The organism is Oxalobacter formigenes (genome assembly GCF_002127965.1).
GTDB lineage: Bacteria > Pseudomonadota > Gammaproteobacteria > Burkholderiales > Burkholderiaceae_D > Oxalobacter > Oxalobacter formigenes.
This window is the reverse complement of the sequence record NZ_CP018787.1, coordinates 1598818-1624399: the sequence shown is the minus strand read 5'-3', so window position 1 is coordinate 1624399 and position 25582 is coordinate 1598818. Positions and strand designations below refer to the sequence as shown.

27 protein-coding genes are annotated in these 25582 nt (G+C 50.5%); 19 read left to right on the top strand and 8 right to left on the bottom strand.

Annotated elements, in window-relative coordinates; all coding sequences use genetic code 11:
• Positions 1 to 64: 64 nt before the first annotated feature.
• The gene (locus tag BRW83_RS07855) at positions 65 to 469 is read right to left on the bottom strand and encodes a hypothetical protein (RefSeq protein ID WP_005880272.1); all 405 of its coding nucleotides are present in this window, start codon (positions 467 to 469) and stop codon (positions 65 to 67) included.
• Positions 470 to 795: 326 nt separating this feature from the next.
• On the opposite strand from BRW83_RS07855, the gene BRW83_RS07845 reads away from it, so the two are divergent.
• The 15 genes from BRW83_RS07845 (at position 796) to BRW83_RS07775 (ending at position 15555) form a co-directional block, all read left to right on the top strand.
• Complete coding sequence (locus BRW83_RS07845) at positions 796 to 1569, top strand: hypothetical protein (RefSeq protein WP_148424745.1); 774 nt, start codon at positions 796 to 798, stop codon at positions 1567 to 1569.
• A gap of 405 nt (positions 1570 to 1974) precedes the next feature.
• The gene (locus BRW83_RS07835; protein WP_005880276.1) at positions 1975 to 4371 is read left to right on the top strand and encodes a hypothetical protein; all 2397 of its coding nucleotides are present in this window, start codon (positions 1975 to 1977) and stop codon (positions 4369 to 4371) included.
• Positions 4372 to 4424: 53 nt separating this feature from the next.
• On the top strand, positions 4425 to 5540 hold the full coding sequence (locus BRW83_RS07830) for a hypothetical protein (RefSeq protein WP_036602771.1): 1116 nt from the start codon (positions 4425 to 4427) through the stop codon (positions 5538 to 5540).
• 372 nt (positions 5541 to 5912) lie between these two features.
• Positions 5913 to 6083 (top strand): hypothetical protein, encoded by a 171-nt coding sequence (locus tag BRW83_RS11730; protein ID WP_155811807.1) that lies wholly within the window; start codon positions 5913 to 5915, stop codon positions 6081 to 6083.
• Between the two features lie 133 nt (positions 6084 to 6216).
• Positions 6217 to 6678, top strand: coding sequence for a hypothetical protein (locus BRW83_RS07825; RefSeq protein ID WP_005880279.1), 462 nt, complete (start codon positions 6217 to 6219; stop codon positions 6676 to 6678).
• Positions 6675 to 7232, top strand: a complete 558-nt coding sequence (locus tag BRW83_RS07820) for a terminase small subunit (protein WP_148424746.1) — start codon at positions 6675 to 6677, stop codon at positions 7230 to 7232. The genes BRW83_RS07825 and BRW83_RS07820 overlap by 4 nt, the downstream gene beginning before the upstream one ends.
• A 127-nt stretch (positions 7233 to 7359) precedes the next feature.
• The gene (locus tag BRW83_RS07815) at positions 7360 to 7788 is read left to right on the top strand and encodes a hypothetical protein (RefSeq protein ID WP_148424747.1); all 429 of its coding nucleotides are present in this window, start codon (positions 7360 to 7362) and stop codon (positions 7786 to 7788) included.
• Positions 7789 to 7933: 145 nt separating this feature from the next.
• A complete protein-coding gene (locus BRW83_RS07810; RefSeq protein ID WP_148424748.1) occupies positions 7934 to 9382 on the top strand; it encodes a terminase family protein in 1449 nt (482 codons plus the stop codon).
• A complete protein-coding gene (locus BRW83_RS11995) occupies positions 9327 to 10961 on the top strand; it encodes a hypothetical protein (RefSeq protein WP_005880287.1) in 1635 nt (544 codons plus the stop codon). The genes BRW83_RS07810 and BRW83_RS11995 overlap by 56 nt, the downstream gene beginning before the upstream one ends.
• 39 nt (positions 10962 to 11000) lie before the next feature.
• Positions 11001 to 11900, top strand: a complete 900-nt coding sequence (locus BRW83_RS07800) for a tetratricopeptide repeat protein (RefSeq protein ID WP_005880289.1) — start codon at positions 11001 to 11003, stop codon at positions 11898 to 11900.
• A 127-nt stretch (positions 11901 to 12027) separates the two neighbouring features.
• Positions 12028 to 12597, top strand: a complete 570-nt coding sequence (locus tag BRW83_RS07795; protein ID WP_005880290.1) for a hypothetical protein — start codon at positions 12028 to 12030, stop codon at positions 12595 to 12597.
• Entirely contained in the window at positions 12584 to 13537 is a 954-nt protein-coding gene (locus BRW83_RS07790; protein WP_086131805.1) for a tetratricopeptide repeat protein, read from the top strand. Before BRW83_RS07795 ends, BRW83_RS07790 begins: the two co-directional genes overlap by 14 nt.
• Positions 13538 to 13683: 146 nt before the next feature.
• Complete coding sequence (locus BRW83_RS07785) at positions 13684 to 14187, top strand: hypothetical protein (protein WP_005880292.1); 504 nt, start codon at positions 13684 to 13686, stop codon at positions 14185 to 14187.
• Positions 14188 to 14191: 4 nt separating this feature from the next.
• Positions 14192 to 14371 (top strand): hypothetical protein, encoded by a 180-nt coding sequence (locus BRW83_RS11885; RefSeq protein WP_036602777.1) that lies wholly within the window; start codon positions 14192 to 14194, stop codon positions 14369 to 14371.
• Between the two features lie 101 nt (positions 14372 to 14472).
• Positions 14473 to 15555: an SEL1-like repeat protein gene (locus BRW83_RS07775; RefSeq protein WP_050757706.1), complete on the top strand. Its 1083-nt coding sequence runs from the start codon at positions 14473 to 14475 to the stop codon at positions 15553 to 15555.
• A gap of 51 nt (positions 15556 to 15606) precedes the next feature.
• Here BRW83_RS07775 and BRW83_RS07770 read toward each other — a convergent pair whose 3' ends face one another.
• Entirely contained in the window at positions 15607 to 16005 is a 399-nt protein-coding gene (locus BRW83_RS07770) for a GNAT family N-acetyltransferase (RefSeq protein WP_005880294.1), read from the bottom strand.
• Between the two features lie 94 nt (positions 16006 to 16099).
• Positions 16100 to 16570 carry an Lrp/AsnC family transcriptional regulator gene (locus BRW83_RS07765; RefSeq protein ID WP_005880295.1) on the bottom strand — a complete coding sequence of 157 codons (471 nt, stop codon included), beginning with the start codon at positions 16568 to 16570 and terminating at the stop codon, positions 16100 to 16102.
• Positions 16571 to 16868: 298 nt separating this feature from the next.
• Between BRW83_RS07765 and BRW83_RS07755 the strand changes: the two genes are divergently transcribed.
• A complete protein-coding gene (locus tag BRW83_RS07755) occupies positions 16869 to 17777 on the top strand; it encodes a DMT family transporter (protein ID WP_005880296.1) in 909 nt (302 codons plus the stop codon).
• Between the two features lie 6 nt (positions 17778 to 17783).
• Here the strand turns inward: BRW83_RS07755 and BRW83_RS07750 are convergent, their stop codons facing one another.
• The gene (locus BRW83_RS07750; protein ID WP_050757707.1) at positions 17784 to 18491 is read right to left on the bottom strand and encodes a phage tail protein; all 708 of its coding nucleotides are present in this window, start codon (positions 18489 to 18491) and stop codon (positions 17784 to 17786) included.
• A gap of 134 nt (positions 18492 to 18625) precedes the next feature.
• Positions 18626 to 19534, bottom strand: coding sequence for a class A beta-lactamase (bla, locus tag BRW83_RS07745; protein ID WP_005880300.1), 909 nt, complete (start codon positions 19532 to 19534; stop codon positions 18626 to 18628).
• Positions 19535 to 19615: 81 nt separating this feature from the next.
• Between bla (BRW83_RS07745) and BRW83_RS12075 the strand changes: the two genes are divergently transcribed.
• Positions 19616 to 19741, top strand: a complete 126-nt coding sequence (locus tag BRW83_RS12075) for a hypothetical protein (RefSeq protein WP_257789309.1) — start codon at positions 19616 to 19618, stop codon at positions 19739 to 19741.
• A 76-nt stretch (positions 19742 to 19817) separates the two neighbouring features.
• Here BRW83_RS12075 and bla (BRW83_RS07740) read toward each other — a convergent pair whose 3' ends face one another.
• A complete protein-coding gene (gene bla, locus BRW83_RS07740) occupies positions 19818 to 20780 on the bottom strand; it encodes a class A beta-lactamase (protein ID WP_050757708.1) in 963 nt (320 codons plus the stop codon).
• 170 nt (positions 20781 to 20950) lie between these two features.
• Between bla (BRW83_RS07740) and BRW83_RS07735 the strand changes: the two genes are divergently transcribed.
• Positions 20951 to 21412 (top strand): GNAT family N-acetyltransferase, encoded by a 462-nt coding sequence (locus BRW83_RS07735; RefSeq protein WP_036602781.1) that lies wholly within the window; start codon positions 20951 to 20953, stop codon positions 21410 to 21412.
• A gap of 340 nt (positions 21413 to 21752) precedes the next feature.
• Complete coding sequence (locus BRW83_RS07730) at positions 21753 to 22169, top strand: hypothetical protein (RefSeq protein ID WP_005880304.1); 417 nt, start codon at positions 21753 to 21755, stop codon at positions 22167 to 22169.
• Between the two features lie 166 nt (positions 22170 to 22335).
• Here the strand turns inward: BRW83_RS07730 and BRW83_RS07725 are convergent, their stop codons facing one another.
• Both BRW83_RS07725 and BRW83_RS07720 read right to left on the bottom strand, forming a co-directional pair.
• Positions 22336 to 23730, bottom strand: coding sequence for an alanine/glycine:cation symporter family protein (locus tag BRW83_RS07725; protein ID WP_005880305.1), 1395 nt, complete (start codon positions 23728 to 23730; stop codon positions 22336 to 22338).
• Between the two features lie 167 nt (positions 23731 to 23897).
• Positions 23898 to 25460: a TerC family protein gene (locus tag BRW83_RS07720; RefSeq protein ID WP_005880306.1), complete on the bottom strand. Its 1563-nt coding sequence runs from the start codon at positions 25458 to 25460 to the stop codon at positions 23898 to 23900.
• Positions 25461 to 25582 lie beyond the last annotated feature (122 nt).

Genomic DNA, 25582 nt, shown 5'->3' with positions numbered 1-25582 from the left:
CCTTATGGCATTCATAGTTGTCATATCGCCGTTTTTTATTTCTCCCTCATCATTCCGGACAGTTTTATTTCTTTTCTTCCGGCGCCTTGCAATCATTGCCCTGCCATTGCCAGTGGATCACTTTTCCCTGCTGGAAGGTAAAGGTCGTGGTGCAGGAATAGTTCACGTAATATCCCGGTGTGCCGCCATAGTAAGGCGAGTAGAACGGAGAGCCTGGCCATCCCCAGTAGGGCTGGTAAAAGCCGGGGTTTCCCGGAACGTAGGAGGTTTCCTTGCGCGTGTAAACAAAGTATTTGTTTTCCCCGCTTTCGAACGTGCGGTCGGGAACTCCCCAGACGGAAATGATCTGCTGTTCCGTGTCGCCGATAAAGGTGTCGAGTATCTGTTCATAGGCTGCCGTCGTGTAGGTGGCGCAGGCCGACAGCAGAAGGGATGACAAAAGTGCTATTGAAAGGGCGATTTTTTTCATGATGGCAGACCCCGGTTTCGATAATGTTGGCTAGAGTAAGACAGTCCATTTCCTGATTATGGCATTTAGCATACCGCTTGCCTATCCGGCGATTTTGTCATTCGTCAGTATCAATCCGGATTGGTGTACGCGATTTTTCTTTTATTATATGGGATTCGGCTCGGCTATGCGGCTTTGCGCGTTTGAACCGGAAAAAGCCTTTTGAAGATGACATCGAGACAGGTACCTTGTTGAGTTTGAGGCGCTTTTCATGCCGGTTTTCCTTTCTTGTGATGCGATAAACGGTTAAAATGGCTCCTGTATCCGGCTTTTCAATGCATGCGTTCATGAATTCTTCCCGATTCCGGTTTTCTTTTCTTCTGGCGGTTTTGCTTGCCGTGACGGTGCCGTTTACATGTGCAGATGCGCTGGCGTCTGCGGAGCTGGCCGATCCTAATCTGGAAAGGACGCCTTTGCCGGATTACGAGTATTCGCCGGACGGGGATTCACCCGATGCCTTTCTGTCTTTTTCGAACGATCAGGGCTTTTCCAATGCCAGCCCGGCAAAGAGTGCCGATGCGCTTGCCCGTCGCAAAAAGGTTGATGAAATACTGAGGAAAAATCCGGATATGCCCGAGTATATGAAAAAAGCCTACCGGGCTTATCAGTATACAGGGGACAATAATATCCGCCGTTTTGCCCAGGCGGCTTCCGAATTCCAGAAACAGGAACTGCGTGAGCAGCTGATAGCCCATATCGACGATCCGGAAAAACTCAATCGCCTGATGACGGCTTTGTATGGCAAGGCTTATTCTCCGTACAAGGCAGTTGGATCGAGCGGGTATGTTCTGAATCAGGAAACGGGTGAAATATCCCGTGGCAATGATGGTTTGTCAGCGGAGCACGATAAAAAACGTCAGGCAGGGACGGCGAAAAAAAGGAATTCTTCCAGAAAACGTGAAAAACGCGGGAACAATGTCCGCGAAGACCGTTACGGCGGCGCATCCCGCGATATGAAGGAAGAGTATCTGGCTGCCAGGGCGCGTGCTGTAAAAGCGAACCGTCCCGATCTGGTCGAGGAGCTGGACAAGATGGCTCGCAAAAACGGATTGTTTGACTGATACAGTCTTTTCTCTTCCTTTCAATTCCTTTTTTTACAGCAATGAAGGTTTGTTTGCTTTGACGCAAGGACAGATTGCGCAATCGATTTATGATTGACACGTAAACTCCTTTATTTCCCAGCTGTATTTCTGCTCTTTGACACCGCGCTTTTTGCGCGGTTTTTTTATGTTTTCACGCCTGTTTCCATTCGGAAATTCAGGGGCGGATTTCTCAATGGCCCCATCAGAAACAAACCATATAAGGTCTTTTATAAGCCGTTTGGTGTTGTTTTGTCGCGACATTATAGCCATCAGAGGCTACAATAACGACAAAATAGCCATAAATGTGCCACAAATGTCCGGAGATGGTCTGAAAGTGCTGTATAAGTAAAGCATTCATTGTTTTATTTTTCCGGAGAAGAAAAAGTGAGTGTTAAATTCAGGGAACATCCCGAGACTGATCCATTGGCCAAAAAGTGGTCTTTAAGGGTGTCTGCCGCCAGACGGCATTGGGACAGTTTTCACAGGCGTATCCGGCATAACCGGCAACTGGTTTCCGGACTGGACTGGAACCGTGACCCCGGGCAGACCGGGTTTTACCTGCATCGGGCCAATTTGATTCACAGTACGATTATGGGGATTCTGCCGAATATTTATGCCAAAAATCCCGAGATTTCAGTCAAGCCTCTTCATGCTTCACGTGATCTGAAACTGTTGTGCAAAACGATTGAAACGGTCACGAACCGTTATCTGGACGATGCACAACTGAAAATGCGTGCAAAAGCGACGGTTCGCGCTGCGCTGACCTGTTCGTTCGGTGTTTTGAAGGTCATGTACCAGCAGAGAATCGAAACCGATCCCTTAATTCATGCCCGTATTGCCGATTCGCAGGATAACCGCATGCGGGTTGCGGGACTGGCGATGGAGCTGGAAGACGACGGCAACCAGAATGACAAGGGAAAGAAAGAGGAAATCAGGGAGACGATGGCAGCCTTGCAGGAAAGGGCTGAGGTCGGAAGAACGGAAGGGCTTGTCATTGACCGTGTCCTGACGGAAAACCTGCTGGTGGACCCGAGTATTGCCGAGTTCTGGGATTATGAGCAGGCGGACTGGATGGTCCAGATTGTCCCGATGAAAAAGGCCGTTGCCGAAGGGCTTTACGGTTACAAGCTCGATAAGGCAACTATTTATAAACATCGGGACATGCGGTCTTCTTCGACAGGTTCCGGACGCCTTTTTTCCGGCGGCAAACAGACGAACGACGACGATTCGCAAATCTGTATTCTCGAAATCTGGGACAAACAGTCCCAGCGGGTTTATACGATGGCGGAAGGGTGTGAATTCTGGTTGCGCGATCCGTACAGCCCTCCGAAGGTCGGTGAACGCTGGTATCCGTTTTTCCTCTTGCCTTTCCAGACGGTTGACGGGCATTTCGTCGGGCCGTCGATTGTCGATCTGACCGAACGTTTGCAGGATGAACATAATTCGGCAAGGGATCGTTATAACGAGCACCGCGACCTGATCAAACCGGGTTATATCGCCAGTGCAGAGCTGAATGAAAAGACGCTGAAGCGTTTTACGGATTCCGAACTGGGTGAGATTACCTTAATCGATGCGGGAGGCCAGCCCATCCAGCAGGCGATCATGCCGAAGTCGTATCCGCCGATCGATCCGGCTGTTTACGATACGTCTCCTGTCCGGCTGGACTGGGAAATGGTGACCGGTTTGCAGGATGCATCGCGTTCGTCTGTGGTCAAACCGAAAACGGCGACGGAAGCGAATATTTTGCAGCAGTCCCTGTCGGGAAGGGTGTCGGAATTCCGGGATCAGGTCGAGGATTTCCTGCAGCAGATTGCGCAATATACGGCTGAAATCCTGATTCAGGAATTGCAGCCGGAGCAGGTTGAAAAAATCATGGGACCCCATAAAAAAGGAAAACTGGACGATGTGGTCAATCCGGCGACCGGCCAACCTGTGACGGGTATTGTCGAATTGTCTTATGACTGGCCGCAGCTGTCGAAAGATGAAGTGTTTGAGCTGGTTCAGCTCAAGATCAGGGCGGGGACGACAGGTGTTCCGGACGATCTGGACAGGCAGGAATCCTGGACGAAACTGTTGCCGGTGATTCAGCCGCTGATTTCACAGATTATGCAGTTCCAGTTGCAGGGGATCAATCCGGCAGCGCTGATCAGTCTTCTGAAGGAAACGGTCATGCGCTTTGACGACAAGCTCGATCTCGAGGCATTTGTGCCGCAACTGGAGGCGAAGCCGGAAACCTCCGGTGCAAAACCGGATACGCCGGAAATCCGGAAAGCTCTCGCCAGTGAAGGGCAAGCCTTGTCGGGTAGTCCACAAGGCAACAATTTGCCTCCTGCTTCGGGGGACGCGCTTTTGGCAGGTTCATCCGGTAGCGATGATGTTTTTCAGGGGGAGAAGGGCATGAACGAAGCGCAGGCCGATATGCCCGGTTCACAGGCTGAACCGCAACCGGAAGAAAATCCTGAATTGTCACCTAAAGCCTTGCGGCATTTGCCACAGGAAATTCTCGACATGCTGGGGAGTGCCGTATTGCCGGAAGGCATGGCACGTGACGGTGGTTCATCAGATTCCCTCTCTCCTGAAGAAGGGGACGGCAAGCAGATCAGTGATGGCCAGATGCAGGCATTGCTTGCCGCGATCGCTCCACTGGCACAGGGAAAAGACGGGATGCAAAAGGCAATGGAGCCTCTTGATGAAAATCCGAGAAGTCGCCTGTTGAAAGAGCGGATGCAGGCAATCAACGAACGCAATCTGAAACGTGCAGCACAGAAAAAACGGAAATGAAGGTGGTTTTATCCATTGATGGAAATAAAACGGCCATATGAAAAGGAGTATGAATGGAAAACGAAGAAATGATGAATGTGCCGGATGAAGAAAACAATTCTTTTGATGGCTCGTCTGGCGATGAACCGGGTGCAAATGTCCCGTATGATGATGCGCTTGCCGATTCTGAAGACGACAGAAATGACAGCTGGTACAAGGATCCGAATGCCAAAGCGTCCGAATCTCCCAAAGTCAGAAAACTGCTGGATGAATTGACCGATGACGGCAGCGGCAAGGAGCAGGCAGGTCAGGAGCCTGACATGGCAGGAAATAATATTGCGCCAAATCCGCTTTCAAAAGATGCTTCTTCCTCGCGTCCGAAGACGGCAGAGGAAGAGGAGATGGAACTTTTGAAACACGTCAAATCCGAACGGGGGCGTGAACGGATCAGATCGATTATTTCCGCACGTAAGGAAGCGGAAATGCTGAGAAGCGAAGCCCAGTCCGAAATGGACAACTTCAGGAAAATGATCGATATGACTGGACTCGACGGACGTGAGCTGGCGCAGACGATGGAATATGGAAGGCTTGTCAACAAGGGGGATGAGGAAAGTCTGCAAAGGGCCTTGAATATGCTTGAGGTCCAGCGTGACATGATCTGCAAGAAACTGGGGCGCGAAGCGCCGGGCGTCGATCTCCTTTCGGATTTCCCTGATCTGAAATCAGCTGTCGACAGGAAGGAGCTGTCGATGGATCATGCGCTGAAACTGGCCAAATACGAACGTGCGGAACGTATGAGGCACCAGCCTCAGTCAGAGCCTGAAGATGACATGCGTATATGGCAGTCGGAAGAACTGATCGGCAGTCTGGATGGCATTTCGGCTGCCTGTAACAATTATTTCAGGCAGTACGAGAAGGAAGCCGATCATCCCGCCAAGATGCAACGTATATACAATTATTTTGCCGATCCGGACAATTTGAATAATTTTCTGCGGACGGTTGCGCCACCCATGTGGTTCAATCATGTCAAGTTCCTGTACGAAAATATGCCGGTTCCTTCACGACAAAACGATTATTCCCGGCAACAGCCTTTGCGCAGCCGATCGACCGCAACGGGGTCGGTTGCCGACAATCCGAATATGTCCAATTTCGACCGTATCATGAAACGTATGGACGATATGGGGATTTAACGGGTTTCCGGAGCGGTTTTTTGCTGTTGGAAAGAGGGCTTTTCTCTTGCCGGTCTTCGCGATTTGAAAATCCCTCTTCGTGGTATCGCACCATTTTCGTGGTTTTCTTCCCGAGGTCGATATTATCCATCTGTCCATCTGCTGCCGGATACGCCGAATCCGCATCATGGTGTCCACGTTCTGTTTTTTCAACGCCTAAAAGCTCCCTTTTTCAGGGAGCTTTTTTCAGTAATGCCCTTCGGTTTCCCTTGTTCTTTTTCCATTTCCTGAATGTGTCTCTTTTTGACCTCCAAAATAGCCGTATGTGGTCTATAACGTGACAAATGTGCCATAAATGTCCGGAGATGGTCTGAAATGGGGTTATAAGTATAGATGGGATTTTTAAAAAATCTGAAGGAAATGGATGCTGACAAAGCCGGGAAAACGAAAAGCTTGAAGCATGAACTGCCGGATTGTCGAAAGACTGAAACATCTTTTCTTCAGAAGAAACAAGCTGGCCATGCTGGTGGTCAGGTGATCGGTACAAAAGTGACGAAACAGTGAAAGGAAATATATGAAAAAAAACTGCAGTCGATATCCTCCGGCATCACGGGCAGATACAGGCACATTTTTGTCGCGCCGGTTTTCCTGTCGGAAAAGTGAATTCAGACCGGAAGGAGACGGCTCTGAAACGGACATGATCGATGAGGCTGATGACAGTGTTTTCCTCATGAACCGTTTTTATGGCGAAAAGATCATTTTGCCGATGATCGAATGCGTCAGGAAAGAATTTGCAGGCGATGTCGGCCTGACCGTGGCAAGGCGTCTTGAAAAGGAAATGCTGGAAAAAAACGGATTTATCAGGGGGGATGACCTGGTGGAGCTTTTGAAGGACGGACTGGGACTGGAATGTGCCGTTTCGCTGATCGGGCAGATGGATCGCTTCAGAAAAATGGGGCTGTACGGGGACCGGATCGTCACGAGCCTGCCGAAACCATCTGTTGAAGCATCGTTTCTTTCAGATGGCTTGCCCGAAAAACGGCAGCGTCAACCGGTGAAAACGGATTGTGCGGGAAAAGAAGGGACTTGCCGGGGATGTGTCCCGAAAAAAGTGGCGAAGGAGAAAACGAATTGGAAGAAAAATGCAAAAACGAAATGAATGAGATGCCGGAAAACGATTCAGGCAAAAAACTTTATGCCGCAAAGACAGGGACGTCTTTGACAGCCAGACAGGCACGGTTTGTGTCGGAATATCTGGTTGACCTGAATGCGACGCAGGCGGCTATCCGGGCAGGGTATTCGCCTTCGGGTGCACGGGCCCACGCATGCCGCCTGTTGATGAAGGAGGACGTGAAAGCCGCGGTGGGAAAAGCAATGGACAAACGGGCCAGACGGACACAATTGTGTCAGGACGAAGTGATCGAGGATTTGCGCGAATTACGGGACATTTGTATGGGGCGACGGTCGGTGAAGATCATGACGATCGTGAAAAACGCCCGTGAAGGCACGGCGGAGCCGGTCGAAGTCGAAGGGATGATGTTCGAGCCGGCGTCTGCCAACCGGGCGCTGGAACTGCTTGGCAAGCATATGAAGATGTTTACCGACAAGATGGACATGACGTCCAACGGCCAGACCCTGCAATCGGGCGTCTTGCTGGTTCCGCCGGTACCGTCGCTTTCGGAATGGGAAAAAGGAGTGTCGTCCGCAGACTGAACGGGTAAGGTCCAGTCGAAAACGATTGAATGCACTGTCACCTGTTTTTTCAGAATGAAAGATGAATGAGGTGGCGGTTTTTGAAATCCATGAAGGATTTCCTGATATTGAAGTGAAAGGAATTTTTATGAGCGATTATGAAATGAACCAGAACAGCGGTGCGGCAAGCGAGTACCAGCCTGTGATCGACCGTCTGCGCGAGATTGCGGCACGTGGCATGAGAATGGAAAGCCGGTCTGACGATCCGGCGATGCTGAGACGTTACGAGATGGCCGGCAGTCAGGGCGGCCAGATGATGGGCAAGGAAGCGCTGGATTCGATGCAGCAGCTGATGAGCAATCCGGAAGTGATGGGTCATATCATGGACTGGATGCACAAGGGCGGCATGATGGAACAGCAAATGCAGGCTCCCCAGGCGCAAGCCAGTATTCCCGGCATGCCGCCTCCACAGTCTTTTCCGGAGGGGTCCACGCCATATACCCGTTTGCAGGCCCGCATCAACGCCATTGGTCGCGGTAACGGGTCATCCCGTAACAATCGTAACGGCGGTTATTGAACCGGTAAGCCTGTAATGCCGGTTTTGTGTTGAATGAAGCGGGAAAGGCCGGAGAACCGGGCTTTCCCGCTTTTCCATTGGCTGTCTTCGGTCGGTGGATTTTCCACAAATATGAACCGGCATGGTATCTGAATGGAGGTGAAATATGAATTCCGATCAACCCGATGAAATGGTGGACGAGGTGTCCGATAAAGAACCGAATATCATCTGGAAACCGCTTCCGGGATCGCAAACCCGTTTTCTGACCTGTCCGGTCTTCGAAGCCCTGCTGGAAGGCACACGGGGGGGAGGCAAGACCGATGCGCTGCTGATGTCGTTCGCGCAATATTGCGGCAGGGGCTTCGGCGAACACTGGCGCGGGGTGCTCTTTCGCCTGACCTACCCACAGCTTGCCGATGTGGTCGCCAAGTCCAAACGCTGGTTTTATTCCATTTTTCCCGGAGCGAAATTCAACGAATCCGACTACCGATGGACATGGCCGACGGGTGAAATCCTGTATTTCCGCTATGGGGCGACGGAGGACGACTACTGGAATTATCACGGACATGAATATTGCTGGCTCGGGTTCGAGGAATTGACCAACTGGAAAGACCTGTCTTTTTTCGAAGCCATGCTCTCGACTTGCCGCTCATCCTTTCCGGGCATGCCACGAATGATCCGTGCAACCTGCAATCCTTTCGGTGTGGGGCATGGTGCCGTCAAGGCACGCTACAAGATCGGCGAGGTTTCCGCCGGAACGATCATTCGAGAGGAAGGGCAGCAGGCCCGTGTGCGCATTCATTCGTCGATTTATGAAAACGAGCATTTGCTGAAAAACGACCCGAATTACCTGCCGACACTGGAAGCGATTTCCGACCCGAACCGGAAAAAGGCATGGCTATTGGGGGACTGGGACATCCATGTGGGTTCGTTTCTGGAAGGCGTCTGGGACGCCTCAAAACATATTGTCGATCCTTTCCCCATCCCGTCGTCATGGACGGTCTGGAAAGCGATGGACTGGGGCTATTCGGCACCGTATGCCGTGTACTGGTTTGCGATGGATTGTGACGGGTGCATTTATCTCTGGCGCGAATTGTACGGCGCCGGGGAAAAAGCCGGACAGGGCAGCCGTGAAGGGGCGGCAGAGGTCGCCAGAAAGATCAAACGCATTGAAGAACATGACAATCGTCTGGGCTATGAATACCGGCTGAATCTGGCCGACCCGTCGATCTTTTCAAAAAACGGCACCGACCGTTCCATCGGGCAGATTTTCCGGGATAACGGGGTGAGATGGCTTGAGGCATGGAACGCAAAAGGCTCGCGCGTTAACGGTGCGCAGGAAATCATCCGGCTTCTGGCCGAGGACAAACTCAAAATTTTCAAGACCTGCAAGCACTGGCTGCGCACGGTACCGGGTTTGCCGCCGGATGAACTGAATCCGGAAGATGTGGACACCACCGTCGAAGACCATGCGTGGGACGCGACCCGCTATGGCGTGATGAGACGCCGCCGTTCGCCGGAAATCCCGAAAAACAGCGAGGAACTGGACGGGCTTGACAATGAAGCCGACATCGGCAGCGACGGGGTTCACCGCATACCGGTGCAAGACAGATAAAACAGACATCGCCCGGCGTATCGATGATAAAGACGCCGGGCAGCAGAAAATGAAAGGAAAGAATATGGCAAACAATGAATTCAACTGGGGAGAAGGCCTGTTTTATGACGGGACAGGCGACGGTAAGAGGAAGCGTAAAAAAGACCCGTATGAGAACCCGTTGGGGCTGTCAGGCGAGACGCCCGGCATGATCCGTGACACAGAAGAAACCCTGCGCCAGAGCCGGGAAACCGACAGTGCCATTGGTGAAGAAGCAAAACGAATAGCCAGACCGGTGCCCGTCGTCAACATACCCGATCCCGTCATCCCGCCCGAGCCTCAAACAGAAATCCCGCCCGCACAAACCGATACCACCCTTCAGAACCGTTCCGACAGCCTTTTCAACTACGGAACAAAAAACGTCGATACCCGTCTCACTGAAAACGAGAAAAGAGAGAAAAACTATGAAGACAGCCTGAAAATCGACGGAGGAAACGAAGGATATACTCTTCCTCCCATCCAACCCTCAACAAAAAACGCGGAGAGCTACCCCGGAGAAAAAGAAAAACTACAGGAACACACTGCCAACGAAGGCTTCACCATCGGCAAAAAAAGCCGGACAGACGAAGAATCCGAAAGACGGATAGAAGAAACCGCTGCCTTTTTGGAACGGTTTTTCAAAGGAAACGAAAAGGAACAGCGTTTTGCCAACGGCCTCCCGGCGCCGGGAGAGGAACACAAAAGCATACTGGGGATGTACACGGACACCAAAAGCAAGAGTGACAATGCCATGCAGGAGGATTGGGGCAAAACCGTCAAAAACCTGAATGGCTCCAGCTTCGGGCAGGGGGTGATGGATACTTACCATTCGGCGGCAGCGGGAGGGTACGACGTGGTAAACGGGATAGCAAGAGGAATCCAGATGGTGGAACCGTTCGCCAAAAAACACTATCAGTATCCCTGGAAATCCAATCCCCGCTATACCGATCCGGAGACGAAAATCGAATACGAATTCGACCCGATGGAATATGGCCTGTACCGTTTCAGGCAACAGTTCCGTGACGAAAGCAAAAAGCACGAAGACGCGAGAAGCAAAGACTTCGATCAGGCCAGCGTGACCAATCCCGGTTATCTGGGAGTGAAGGTAGCCGGAAAAGGCGCGCAGGACATCATGGCCCTGCTGGGCACTGCATGGATATTGAAATTTCTGGGGGCAGCCGGAATAGTGGGAGAAGTGGCGCTGGGCGCCCTGAACGGCAAGGGAAAGCGATACGATGAACACATGGATGAAGTCATGAAAAAAAGCGAAGAAGACATGTGGAAAAACGGAGCGTACCGTGAGATGAGAAAAGCCGGGCGGACAGATCATCAGGCAAGGTTTTCAATAGGAACGAAACACGCGAGGATGGAATCGGATGCGGCGGCGATCTTCGGGGCGATCCAGGCCGTGCTGACTGCGGGGATCACGAAAGCGACACGGGATGGTTCGGAAGGACGCGGAACAAGAATGTTACAGGATATGTCTTTAGACAAATTGATTGACTATGGCACAAATCAATTCGAAAATTTTTCAAAAGATAAAAATAATAGTAATAACTAGATGTTAAAATACATCCTGTTAATTCAGATAGTATCAATTATGAAAAAATTTTTATTTTATTTTTTGTTTTTATCAATTTCATTACTGATAATGTCAGGATGTGACGATAAAAATATACTTGATGAAAAAGAAGGTGTTGAATATTATAAACAGAAACAATATGAAAAAGCGTTACCTCTATTGGAAAAGTCGGCTTCATCAGGTAATTCCATCGCATCTTATTATTTAGGAGAGATGTTTTATAAAGGTGAAGGAGTTGAAAAGAATGAAAATACCGGTTGTCAACGATATCTGGAATCTTCAAAAGGGGGCAATAAAAACGCTTATTTGGTGACGGCCATCTGTTTTTATACAGGTAGGGGATTGGAAAAGAATGATGCCGAAGCATTCAAATGGGCGAAAAAAGTTGAAAATGAAATAAATGAAACAGGTCTTGGTGAGTATGACCGGAAACATTTTTATTTTCTAATGCAGAATATCTATTTGTCAGGAAGAGGTACTTTGCAGGATTTGAGCGAGGCAGCCAAATGGACAGAGAAAATCGCCAATTTGGGTGATCCTGTCTCACAGGGTGGTTTAGCGGTTTTGTACTATAATGGCAATGGAGTTTTGACCGACAGGAAAAAAGCGCGTTACTGGGCAGAAAAAGCGGCCGCGCAAGGCAATGATACAGGAGAAGTGGTTCTTGGTATGTTGAACCAGTATAGTTTGCCTCCTGAACAAAATTTGGAAAAAGCAGCAGAATGGTATTTGAAATCAGCAGCTCAGGGAAATACCGCAGCACAACATCAGTTGGCGGTTATGTATGAAAAGGGAGAAGGGGTTCCGCAAGATTTGAAAAAAGCCCGTTATTATTATGAAGAAGCGGCAAAGAGTAAGTATGAAGAACCCAAAAAAGCCCTTGAGGAATTCAATGCCACGTATCAAAGTAAAAACTAAGTAAAGATTCACTTTTTAAAATCCTCCCAACAGGGAGGATTTTTTTATTACTTTTTCAATTTTATAAATCAGCTCCAATCCCCGCTATACCGATCCGGAGACGAAAATCGAATACGAATTCGACCCGATGGAATATGGCCTGTACCGTTTCAGGCAACAGTTCCGTGACGAAAGCAAAAAGCACGAAGACGCGAGAAGCGAAGACTTCGATCAGGCCAGCCTGACCAACCCGGGTTATCTGGGGGTGAAGGTAGCCGGAAAAGGCGCACAGGACATCATGGCCCTGCTGGGAACCGCATGGGTATTGAAATTTCTGGGGGCAGCCGGAACAGTGGGAGAAGTGGCACTGGGCGCCCTGAACGGCAAGGGAAAGCGATACGATGAACACATGGATGACGTCATGAAAAAAAGCGAAGAAGACATGTGGAAAAACGGAGCGTACCGTGAGATGAGAAAAGCCGGGCGGACAGACCATCAGGCAAGGTTTTCGATAGGAACCAAACACGCAAGGATGGAGTCAGATGCGGCCGCCTTGTTTGGGGCGATCAAGGCCGTGCTGACTGCGGGAGCCGGGAAGTTGGTGAGGGATGGGACTGAGGGGCCTGTTACTAGGGGGTTTCAGGATACGTCTCTGGATTATGGTCTGGATTTCTTTATGGACAAATTGAAAGATAAATCCAATAATGGAAAGCCATAAAGAAATCAAGTCAATTTTAAAAGAACTTAGCCAGATGAAAAAACAATCTTTATTTCTCATCATAATTGCAATGATTCTGACAATATCCGCTTGTACAGAAAAAGAGTATAAATACCTCGCAGATGAAAAAGCAGGAATCGAATACTATCAAAACGGATCATATGATAAAGCGTTGGCATCACTAAAAAAAACATATGGTTCCGGAAGTATGGAAGCCGCTTATTATCTTGGCGAAATGTATCGTCAGGGTAATGGGGTTGAAAAAGATAGAATCGTTTCTTGCAATTACTATCAAAAATCAGCAGAAGGGGGAAACAGGAAAGCCTTTTTGAGAGCAGGAACCTGTCATATACCGGATACCAGAGATGGAGAAGGATTCAAAGAAACATTCAAATGGTTTAAAAAAGCGTCTGAAGAATTAAAAGAAACCGATTTGAATGAAGCAGAAAAAAAAGACATGTATATCAGGCTTGGAATTATGTATTACGCTGGAAAAGGTACACTACAGGATTGGAGTGAAGCCGCGAAGTGGTTTGAAAAAGCTGCCGAAATGGGGGATGCCTACTCACAGGGAGGTCTGGCGTTATTATATTATTCCGGCGATGGTGTTTTAACTGACAGGAAAAAAGCGCGTTATTGGGCAGAAAAAGCAGCGGCACAAGGTAATAGTACAGGAGAAGGTATTCTTGGAATGTTATACCAATATAGTCTTCCGCCGGATAAAGATATGAGAAAAGCTGTCTATTGGTACAAGAAATCAGCCGATCAGGGAAATCCAATATCCCAGTATCAATTGGCTGTTATCTATGAAAATGGTGATGGTGTTCCAAAAAACCTCGAAAAAGCGCGCTATTACTATGAACAGGCATCGAAAAGCAAATATGATCTGACAAAAAACAGTTTAAAGGAATTTGAATCGCGAAACAAAAGTTTGCAGTGAATTATAAGATGTGATTATTTTGAAATTAATTATAAGTCCTCTCTATCCAGAGAGGACTTTTTTTATTAATTCTTGAATTTTATAAATGAATTTTAAAGCCCCGCTATACCGATCCGGAGACGAAAATCGAATACGAATTCGATCCGATGGAATATGGCCTGTACCGGTTCCGTCAGCAGTTCAGGGATGAGAGCAAAAAGCACGAAGACGCGAGAAGCAAAGACTTCGATCAAGCCAGCCTGACCAACCCGGGTTATCTGGGGGTGAAGGTAGCCGGAAAAGGCGCACAGGACATCATGGCCCTGCTGGGAACTGCATGGATCATCAAAAACATGGGGCCATTAGGAATAGTGGGAGAACTGACACTGGGCGCCTTGAACGGGAAAGGAAAGCGATACGACGAACACATGGATGAAGTCATGAAAAAGAGCGAAGAAGACATGTGGAAAAACGGAGCGTACCGTGAGATGAGAAAAGCGGGGCGTACAGACCATCAGGCAAGGTTTTCGCCAGGAACGAAACACGCGAGGATGGAATCGGATGCGGCGGCGATCTTCGGGGCGATCAAGGCCATGCTGACGGCGGGAGTGGGGCGGCTGGCGAAGAATGTGGTGGAGTTGTTCGCGTATAAAGGAAGCGGCCAGGGGTAGCCACATGACTGTCGTTTCAGTGTATTTTTGGATATTCCCCACCAAAACCGGAACGGGACGGATGGAGCATGGTGTGATGTCGGGAAATGACTGGAATTTTTTTGCAGAGGTGCTACATTATTTGTTTATGACGGTTCGTTTTGAAAAGACTGATGCTGTTCGTTTTTTTGAATGGTCTTTTTAAGGGCAATAAAATGGATTAATCGTTTTTATGTTTTTAGTATCCCGTCATATTTTTTATGGCTTATCCTGTTTATCCGTTTTTATAAAAGAATATCGTTTTACATGCTGAAAAAATCATTATCTCTTTCGATTATCCTTTTTCTCTTGTTTTCCTTATCGGGCTGTGAGAAGAACGGTGAGGAAAACAAGAGCAAGGGGGATGTTTTTTATTCCAGAGGGGATTATGAAAATGCCCTGTCTGTTTACAAACAGGAGGCAAAACGGGGCGATTCGCATGCCTTGCTCGGTTTGTGCAAGATGTATGAGGATGGAAAGGGGGTCAAGGAAAACGATCGGCTGGCTTTCCAGTATTGCATGCAGGCGGCCAAACGGGGTGAGGTGAAGGCACAGAAGCGTCTGGGGATGATGTATTACAAGGGTACCGGGGTGGCGAGGAATGTGCATGAAGCGCGTTTCTGGTTCAATCAGGCGGCCTTGTCGGACGATCCGGAGGCGCTTTATTATCTCGGGATCGCTTATTTGAAAGGGATCGGCGGGGAGAAAGACTTTCATCAGGCGCATGACCTTTTTGAAAGGGCGGCCGATGAGGGACATGTGAATGCCATGTGGAAGCTGTATGAGATGTTCAATGAAGGAACCGGTGTCAGGCAGGACAGGCAGGAGGCGTTCAAATGGCTGATGAAGCTGGCGGCCGATGGCGACATACGCGCGCAGTTCCTTGCCGGTTCGTCGTATCTGACCGGCAATGGGGTGAAGGCTGATCCTGCCGAGGCGGTCAGGTGGTTTGAAAAGGCGGCGCAGCAGGGCAGTGTTGATGCCCAGACTTCACTGGTTTTATATTATCTGGGCAACGAGCCAGTCCGTCTGGATGAAGCGCGAAGCTGGGCGGCGAAACTGGAAAACCAGACGGGTTCGCGCGGTGTCGGGGCGGTGTTCAGGCGTTTTTTCACTGAGATGGGAGAGTGGCCTGAGCCGGAACGCACGCATGAACGGATAAAAGACTGGTTCGATTCTCTTTTTTCGACGAAAGACCCGGATCTGCTTTATGGTCTCGGCTTTTTGTACGAGCTGGGTTATCAGGGGCAGCGCGATATGGACAAGGCGCTCGCCCTCTATAAAAGGGCGGCGGCTCTGGGGAACGTGAATGCGATTAAAAAACTGAAAGAACTCCAGTCCGTTTTTTAAGCTTGTGTTACCTGATGCAGCAAGCTGGCAGGGCAACTGTTGGTATGTCTGTTACTTGCCGAGTGTCCAGGCGCTCGGGTGTTTTTCGAAGCCGATGGGGCCATAGTATCCGGTGGCCTTCGGTGCAGCGATCAGAACGATTTTGCATTTGGGCCCGATGTTGGCCTGGGTCTCTTTGATGAGCTGCTTTCCGATTCCCTGTTTCTGGTAGCTTTCATCGACGGCAAGGTCGGAAAGGTAGGCGACGTATACGAAGTCGGTCAATGTCCGGGAAATGCCGACCAGTCTGTTTTCATCCCATGCCGTGACGATCAGGTTGGCGTGTTTTAACATCTGTTCGAAGGTTTCCGGGCTGTCTATCGGCCGTCTTTCGCCAAGGCTGGTTTTCCTGTAGAGCGCAATGGCCTGTTCAGCGGTGATTTCACGGTTGGCAAAGTATTGGATGGGCATGATCGTGTCAGTATCGGGATAACGCTAATGACCGGCTATTTTCCACCAACGCCACAAGGAAGTAAAACGGTTTTCTGTCCGTGACATGCCGTTTTCAGCCCAAAGCCGGTTTGAAGGCAGTCGTGTGCTTCATTTCGCTCAGGACGAACGAACTTTGCATTTTCGAGATGCCCTTGATTTTCGTGAGTTTTTCAAAGACGAAGCGGTCATAGGCTTTCAGGTCTTTCACGACGACTTTCAAAAAGAAGTCGTGGATTCCGCCGATGGAATAACATTCCATGATTTCGTCGATGTCGGCGATGGCTTCATGGAATTGCCGGATGTGTTCATTGTCGTGGGTGGAGAGGGTGACGTTGCAGAAGACGACGAGAGGCAGCCCGATTTTTTCCGGATCGACCAGTGCCACGTATTGCTTGATGACGCCTTCTTCTTCCAGCCGTTTGATGCGTTCGTATATCGGGGTTTTGGACAGGTGCAAATCGGCAGCGAGGGTCTTGGCATTGATTTTGGCGTCGTTTTGCAGGGCTTCCAGTATTTTCAGGTCGGTCTTGTCCAGCGGGGTCATGGTGTTTTTTCCTGTTCTCTGGCGGTTTTTCAGGTTTGGTAAAGAATATGGCCAGTATAACCGCGAATGGCAGGATTTTTTCCTTATTTTCATTCCATCTATGGCGTTTTATTCGTCAATCTCTATAATAAAACTGAAATCTGTCCTGTTTTTTTACGGGCGTCAGTCAGGAAACGGGGGCCCTGAAGCCCTGGTTGTCGGGCCCGTCAGGCAGATCGGTTAAAATCCTTTCTTTCGTCTGGCATGAGCGCTGGCGAAAGGGCTTGCCGGAAGGTATCCGGTTTTTTTCGAATTTCTTATGACTTCCAAACACACAATCTGGTATCACCTGATGGCACTCGTGACGGTTTCCATCTGGGGGACGACGTTCGTTTCGACGAAGGTGCTGATCCAGCACGGTTTGTCACCGGTGGATATTTTCGTTTACCGGTTTGTGCTGGCGTATGTGTGTATCTGTTTTCTGGCGCCCAAACGCCTGTTCGCGGATAGCATTAAAGACGAGTTGTGGATGGTCGGGGCCGGTTTTTGCGGCGGGGCGCTCTATTTCGTGACGGAAAATACGGCTTTGGGTCTGACTTTGGCGTCGAATGTCTCGCTGATCGTGTGTATTTCCCCGCTTCTGACGGCTTTTCTGGTCGTGCTGTTTTACCGGAATGAAAAGTTGAGAAAAAGCCTGATTATCGGGTCGATCATGGCGCTCTTTGGTGTCGGACTGGTCGTTTTCAACGGGCATTTCGTCTTGAAACTGTCTCCGGCCGGTGACTTGCTGACAGCTGTCGCCGCCTTGTCATGGGCGTTTTACTGCCTGATTTTAAAGCGCCTCGACACGCGTTATCCGACGCTGTTTATCACGCGCAAGGTGTTTTTTTACGGGGTGCTTACCGTTGTGCCATTCATGGCTTTCGACCCGGTGCACTGGGATACGGCGATTCTGGTTCAGCCGGCGGTATGGATGAACCTGCTTTTCCTCTCTTTCATCGCGTCGATGCTGTGCTTCATCATGTGGAACGTCGCCGTGAAGGAACTCGGTGCGATTCACGCCACGAATTACATTTACATCGTTCCGCTGGTCGCCATGCTGACCTCATGGCTGATGCTGGATGAACCCATTACCGTGATGACGCTCGGCGGCTGCGCGCTCATCCTGACGGGCGTCTATCTGGCGGAAAGACGGACAGCCGTGAAAAAACAGGTCCAAAAAGCCTGAGTTTTTTCAGATTTTGATGCAGGCCAGCAGGGCGATATTGCGCGGGCGCGTTTCCGATCCGCCTGCGCGGGTGGTCGAGATGGAATCCTGTTCGGCCACTTCCATGACCTGAGGTGTCCAGGTATAGACGCCGCTTTCCAGTCGCATGTTCGGACGGTCAAGAAAGCCGTGGTAATGGCTTTTGAATTCATCCATCTGGACGTTACCCAGTTCACGCCCGGCATCGACGCCCCGGCCATTGTCCAGTGAACGGATGAATTCGCCGCGCAGGTCGGGCAGATTGAAGGTGGACACACCGTCACCCGAGCCGAAATATACGCCGATGGCAGCAAAAAGTTCCTTGTATTCTTCACGGCCAACGGCGGAACCGTCTGCCTTCAGGTAGCCATACGGCGCCTTGTGCGAGCAGAAATAAACGACTGTTCCGGCTGGAACGGCCATGTATTTATGGATCGCTTCCAGAAGATACGTCATTTCTATGTCGTCCTGCAGTGGAGACCGGCACATGGCCGACGCTTTCATTTTTTCCACCAGAGCGGACAGGTTGGCGACGCGTGTTTCAAGATCCTCGTCAGGGGTATTGTCGAACATTTCCTGTTTTTTCCGCCAGTCGCTCATCATGCCGCGTATCTGGCTGAACGCTTCCCGCATTTCGCTGAAGGTTCTCGGTTTTTTGCCGCTCTCGATCCAGTTGGTTTCGCTTGTCTTGCTCATGGTTTTCCCTGAAAAATGTGTTTTGCCTTTAGGTGTTTGATAGACCTTTTGTGGTCTTGATGGGGCGAGTGTAACAAGGCAAAAAACATCGGTCAGCTGGTGCACCGTTTTTTTTCAGGGAGTGAGGTAAATCGTCAACGGCTGGCGATGGCGGGATTGTCGGACGAAAAGTGTTCCCATGCTGTTTTCGAGAGACGGGCGATCATTTTTTCGGTCTTCGCTTTGGGTTCCTTGCCGTGGGAGACGAGGACGCTGATGAAAAGCGGCTTGCCGTCGGGCAGGACGACAATGCCGATGTCGTTGACGGTATTGCCCTGTTTTTTGTAAAAGGCCATTGAGGTGCCTGTCTTGTGGATTAAAGGTGTTTTCGGGGGAAGGCCGTTTCTGAGCCGTTCAGGGGAGACCATCGAATCGCGCATGGCGGCCCACAAAAAGGCCTGCGTGTCGGGTTTCAGGAGTTTCTTTTCATAAAACAGTTTCAGCAGGCGATTGGTCGCTTCGGGGGTCGCGCGGTTTTTTGCCTGTATATTCCAGTCGCCGTGCATGGTTCTCTCGGTTGTGGCCACCGTCATGTCTTTTATGCCTTTTTCCCGAAGGTAAGCGGTCACAGCCCCGGGGCCACCGGCCAGTTTTAGCAGGATGTCGCAGCCGTTGTTGTCACTGTCTTTCATCGTCGTGCGCAGGATTTCTTTCAGGGAGACATACACGTTCCCGTTTTTGTACTTCTCTCGCAGGGGGCTCCATGTATTGGGACGCAGGTCGGATTTTTTCAGGAAGATACGCTGGTTGAAACGGAGTTCGCCTTTGTCCACCTTGTCGAGCACAGCCAGTGCGATCGGGAATTTGAAAACGCTTTGCATCGGGAAAAAATCGCCGGAATGATAGTGCGCCTGTTCGCTCCCGTCGGCGTTTTCGATGACGATGCCGATTTTGGCATGGTGGGATGCAACGATGGCGTTGACCTGTTCCTGCAAGGTCTGTGCCACACAGATTGACGAAAACGCCATGAAACCGGAAAAGAGAAGAATGAACGTTTTTTTCATGTCATTTGTCTGCTGAAAAGCCGTTTTACCGAAACAGAACGGGTAAGGCAGGACATTGTTGTCCGGCCCGGATGCTGGCGTATGGAGAAAATTGTAGTCCGGATGAAAGGGAGGGGCAAACGGGAATCCGGCGGGAGTAAACAGGAATCAAACCGGAATGAAGAGGGCTTGACTGTCGTCAATGCGAAAAAGGCATTGACGACGTGAGCAATAAGGGAAGGATACGCCTGAAAGGCGGTTTCGATGAGGTTTTCAGCGGTGGCCGACGGCTTTGCCGGTTGGCTTACTGGTTTTCAAAGCCGATCAGCTCCCTTAACTGTTTGCCGGTTTTTCTGATCGAAAGCCCCGGTTTTTCCTGTGAAAAATGATCCCATGCCACACCTGAGACGGATGCGATGATTTTTTCGGTATCCATCATCGACATTTTGGAGCCGGATATCAGGACACTGATGAAAACGGGATTGCCATCCGGCAGGAGAATGATACCGACGTCATTGACGGTGGAGCCGTCTTGGGGCGAATAATCGCTGGTGCCGGTTTTGTGGATCAGGTGCGTTCCGGCCGGCAGTGGCGAGCGCAAACGTCCCGGAGCCGTTACCGAATCGCGCATGGCGGTCCACAAGAATTTCTGGCTGTCGGGCTTCAACAGCTTGCCGTCATGAAAGAGCCGGAGCAATTGGGTCATGGCGGCCGGGGTTGTCCAGTTTTTGTGCTGGGCATCTTTTACGGTATGCATTTCCTGCTCGTTGACGGCGATTTGCATATCGGCAATGCCGAGGTTTTTAATGTATTGGTCGACTGCCTGTGGGCCACCGACCAGACGCAGCAGGATGTCACAGCCGTTATTGTCGGAATTGGAAACGGTTTCATTTATGATCTCACCGATGGAAACGGCTGCGTTTGCCTCCGGGTATTTTTCCCTTAACGGGCTGTGGGTGTTGGGCAAGAGGTCAGACGGCTTTAAAAGAAGTGTTTCGTCGAGGTTGATTTTGCCTTTGTCGACCTGATCGAGGACAGCCAGCGCGACGGGGAACTTGAAGACGCTTTGCATGGGAAAGCGCGTGTTTTCATTGAACCCGGCGTGCTGGTGCGGGTCGAAACCTTCGATGACGACACCGATTTGTGCCGGTTTGTCTTTAACGATGGCGTCAATGTTTTCCTGGAGTGGGCTGGCAAGACACGAAGCCGTGACGAGGGTGAATGATGCCAGCAAGGTAGACAGGGATAAAGCAAGGAATTTTTTCATTGGACGCTCGCGTTTATTCTTTATACTTGTTCGGGGTGGCAGTAATGAACCGGGGTGTCATCCTGATTTCCCCAAGATGAAAGCCCAGTCTGTAAAAAACGGATTTTACCTTCTTACGGCCCGGCTTATGACCGAATGAATCATATTTTTACATTTTTATGGAGCCAATCATGCAATACCGGATAGCCTCGCCAGCCGATTACGGGCAACTGGCCCATTTGTACTGGACTTATGCTTCTGAAGAGAATGATTCTCCGGAGTTTGACGAGAATGCGTTCACAAGGCGTTTTCACGCTTTTCTGAAAGCGTGTATGGGGGTGGATTACATCTGCTGGGTTGCCGAAGAGGCCGGGCGAATCGTTTCAGTTGTTTATATCGGTATGCTGGAAAAAATGCCATCCCTTTCAGAAGAGCGTTTGCGCATCGGTTATGTCGCAAACGTCTTTACCTTGCCTGCTTTGCGCAATCGGGAAATCGCCGCCGGATTGATGGATACGGTTCAGGATTGGGCGAGAACCCACTCCTTTGAAACGCTTTTCGTCCTGCCGGGTGAAAAATCCGTCCCGTTTTTCGAACGACAGGCCTTTTCCGCCGACAACGGCATAATGGGGTATTCGTTCAGAAAAGACTGAAGGTCTGTTTCTGGCAAGGTATCTGAAACCCGGATAAGCAATCAAAAATATCGATCAGACACAAAAAGGTCTGCATGATGTTTTTTTTGCGCGTTTTATATCCTGATTTGCCTGTTTTTTAATCAAAAAATGCACAAATGTGCCACAAATGTCCGGAGATGGTCTGAAACAGGCGTATAAGTATAGATGGATATCGTTATGTGGAAATGTTTTTTTGCGAAACAAACCGGTTTCCGGAAAAAGCGTTTTCCCGATGGATCATGCCGACAGGGTATGACGACGATGTCTGTTTACGAGTACAGGACGCCTGATGCGTCCAAAGGTAATGAAAGGAGTTTAAATGAGTGCATTTTTCGAAGGTTTTCTGGCAGGGCTTGCCAATCCGAAGGCAACCAAAGGGGTTACCCAGGCAGGCAGTGCTTTTTACGACTGGTTTAAAGGCGAGCAACAAAAAAACAAAATGGATGCCGATTTCAATGATGCCATGCGTGATTATCAGGCACCGGAGCCTCAGGGTTCCAGATCGAATCCGTTCGGTTATTTCGACAAGGGAACGCCCGCTCCGGCAGAAGGTAATCCCCAGCAGGGAGCTGACCGTGCCCAGATCGAGTCGGAAAAAATGCTGCGACATCTGGAACAGGGTATCCAGAAGTTTATGGACAGTGGCAACCCGAGAAATAACCCGCAGCAGTATTTCAACGGGCAAGTCGTGCCGAAAGGGCAGCATGTCAATCCGACATATGACCGTCGCCGATAACCCCCGGGAAGATTCTTTTCTGTTGTTCTCTCGCTGAAGTTCGCTTGCGATTTCAGCGATTGGAAGCCGGCGAACATTCGCCGGCTTTTTTTGGGGCTGCCATTTTTTTTGGTTGCCAGTCAGGCAGGTTTAAAGGAATGCCGGAAGATGAATGGCTAAGGGGATGCTACTGGATGGGTTCGGCTTCTTTTTTGAATTTTTCTTCTTTTTTGGTGGCATCCACTTTCTTCCAGTAGTGGGCAATTTTGAATACGACCGGAGACAGCAAAAAGAGTCCGATCAGATTCGGGATAGCCATCAGGGCATTCAGGGTATCGGCGACGAGCCACAGGCTGCCCAGTTCGATATTCGGCAAGGTGCCGACAGGGATCAGAAGCACCCAGATCAGCCGGAAAGGTTTGATGGCTTTGACACCGAAGAGGTATTGCGTGCATTTTTCACTGTAAAAGCTCCAGCCGATCAAAGTCGTGAAGGCGAAGAGCACCAGACCGATGGAAACGACGTATTGTCCGAATTGCGGGAGCGCCGATTCAAAGGCGACTGCCGACATCGCGGCACCGTTCTTGCCGCTTTGCCATGCTCCGGTCACGACGATGACGAGCCCGGTCATGGAACAGATCACTATCGTATCGAGAAAGACGCCGAGCATGGCAATCGTTCCCTGACGGGCCGGGCTGTCGGTCGTAGCCGTCGCGTGGGCGATCGGCGAGCTTCCCATTCCCGCCTCGTTGGAAAAAATACCGCGTGCGATCCCGAAGCGGATTGCACCCCATACGGTAGCGCCCGCGAATCCTCCTGCGGCGGAAACAGGCGTAAAAGCGCTTTCGACGATAGTCATTATGGCAGAGGGAATTTCCTGCCAGTACAAGCCCAGAATCACCAGTCCCGAGGCAATGTAGGCGGTTGCCATGATCGGGACCAGTTTTCCGGCTACGTCGCCTATACGCCGGATACCGCCCAGTAAAACGAGGCCGACAAGGATGGCTGTCACGATGCCTGTTATGACAGGATGGATGCCGAAGCTGTGATTCAGGGCATCGGCAACGGAATTGGACTGGACGGTATTGCCGATGCCGAAACCGGCGGTCATCCCGAAGAGAGCGAATGAAAAGGCCAGCCATTTCCATTTTTCACCGAGTCCCTTGCGGATATAGTACATCGGGCCACCGATCATGTTGCCGAGCGCGTCTTTTTCGCGGAACCTGACGGCGAGCGACGCCTCCGCAAAAGCGGTTCCCATTCCCAGCAAGGCGACGAGCCACATCCAGAAGAGGGCGCCGGGGCCCCCGAAAAAGATGGCGGTTGCCACACCGGCGATATTGCCCGTTCCGACTGTGGCGGACATGGCGGTCATCAGGGCATTGAAAGGAGAAATGTCGCCGGTCTGGTCGGTTTTTTTCCGGCCGTCCCAAAGCATTCGGAAGGCATAGGGAATCCGGCGCAGGGTTGTCAGGCGCAAGCCGATCGTCAGAAACAGACCGGCTCCGGCAAGAAGAGGCAACAGGATCGGGCCGCTGACGATGCCGTTTAATTGCCTGATAAACTCCGTTATGTTTTCCATGATGGGTCAATTCTGTCCGGATAAATAAATGCTTGCCATTGTAACAAGCTTGCCGGATGGAAATGACCTTTTATGCCAAAAATGAGCGGTTTCCGCCTTTTTTGCGACACAACAGTTATAAGGACGTCGGAAAAGAACGATGTCGGACATCAGGGAGGAGTCCGGCTTTATTCGTCTTCCGCATGCGGTTTTTCAACACGCGTCACGCGTACTTTCACGATGCGGCGTCCATCCATTTCGGTGACTTCAAAACGGTAGCCGTTATATTCAAACGACTGACCGACGTGCGGAACCGTTCCGAAGCGTTCCAGCAAAAAGCCGTTGATGGAAGAGTATTCCTGGTCGTCATCGACGAGGCCGTCGGTTCCCAATACCTGCTCGGCCGTATAAAGGTCTGTCGCTCCCTCGATTTCCCAGACGCCGTCTTCCAGTTCCAGCACGGAAGGCTGTTCGTCTTCATCGGGGAATTCGCCTGCAATGGCTTCAAGGATGTCGATAGGCGTCAAAAGGCCTTCGATTGTGCCGTATTCATCGGCCACGAGCGCGATCTGTCCGCGGGATGTCTTGAAAATGTCCATGGCCTGCAAGACGCCAGCGGACTCGGGCATGACAATGGCCTCGCGCAGGCTGTATTCGGCATTGATTTTTCCGTAGGTATGCAGGTCGTCCATCAGGTCCTGTGCACGGGCAACGCCAAGAACGTTATCCAGTTTGCCGCGACAGACGGGGAAGAAACTGTGGGGCGTGTTGCGCAACTGTTCCTGTATGCTGTCGGCCGTCTCGTCCAGATCGACCCATGAAACGTCGTTTCGTGGAGTCATGATGGAACGGATCGAGCGTTCGCCAAGCGTCAGAACGCCGGTGACCATATTGCGTTCTTCTTCGCCAAAGACAGGCTCTTCGTTAATGACGGTTTTTTCTTCCGGTTCCAGTTCGCGCGGTTCGGTACGCGATTTTCCGCCGAGAAGGCGCAAAACGGCGTCGGCAGTCCGGTCGCGCAAGGGGATTTGCGCCATATGTTTCATGAAATTGTGTTGCGCGATCTGGTTGAACATCTCGATCAAAATCGAGAAGCCGATACAGGCGTAGAGGTATCCCTTCGGAATATGGAAGCCGACACTTTCCGCGATCAGCGAGAGGCCGATCATCAGCAAAAATGACAGGCAGAGCACGACGACGGTCGGGTGTTTGCTCACGAATTCGGTCAGCGGACGCGACGCCCATACCATGATGAGCACGGCAATGACGACGGCTGCCATCATGACCGGCAAGTGGCTGACGATACCGACGGCGGTAATGACGGAGTCCAGCGAGAAGATGGCGTCCAGAATAACGATCTGGGTCACGACGACCCAGAAACTCGGGAATATTCTCGATTCGTCCTGATGGTGCGGGCGCCCTTCGAGCCGTTCATGCAATTCCATTGTGGCCTTGAACAGCAGAAAGACACCGCCGACCAACAGGATCAAATCCCTTCCGGAAAGGGATACGTTATAGATGGTGAAAAGGGGGCGTGTCAGCGTCACCATCCACGATAAAAGCGAGAGCATGCCCAGACGCATGACCATGGCCAGAATCAGGCCGGTCAGACGGGCACGGTTTCTTTCTTTCGGGGGAAGCTTATCAGCCAGGATGGCGATAAAGACAAGGTTATCAATGCCAAGGACGACTTCAAGGACGACCAGGGTCAGCAAACCGATCCAGATAGCCGGATCAAATAACCATTCCATAGATATTTACGGGATCAATATAACAATCTGTATTATCGCAAAAAATCGGGGACCGTGAACAGATGAATTTGTTTTTTTGTCAAATTAATGGCTATGTTCGCTTGATTTGCGCTTAAAATCAA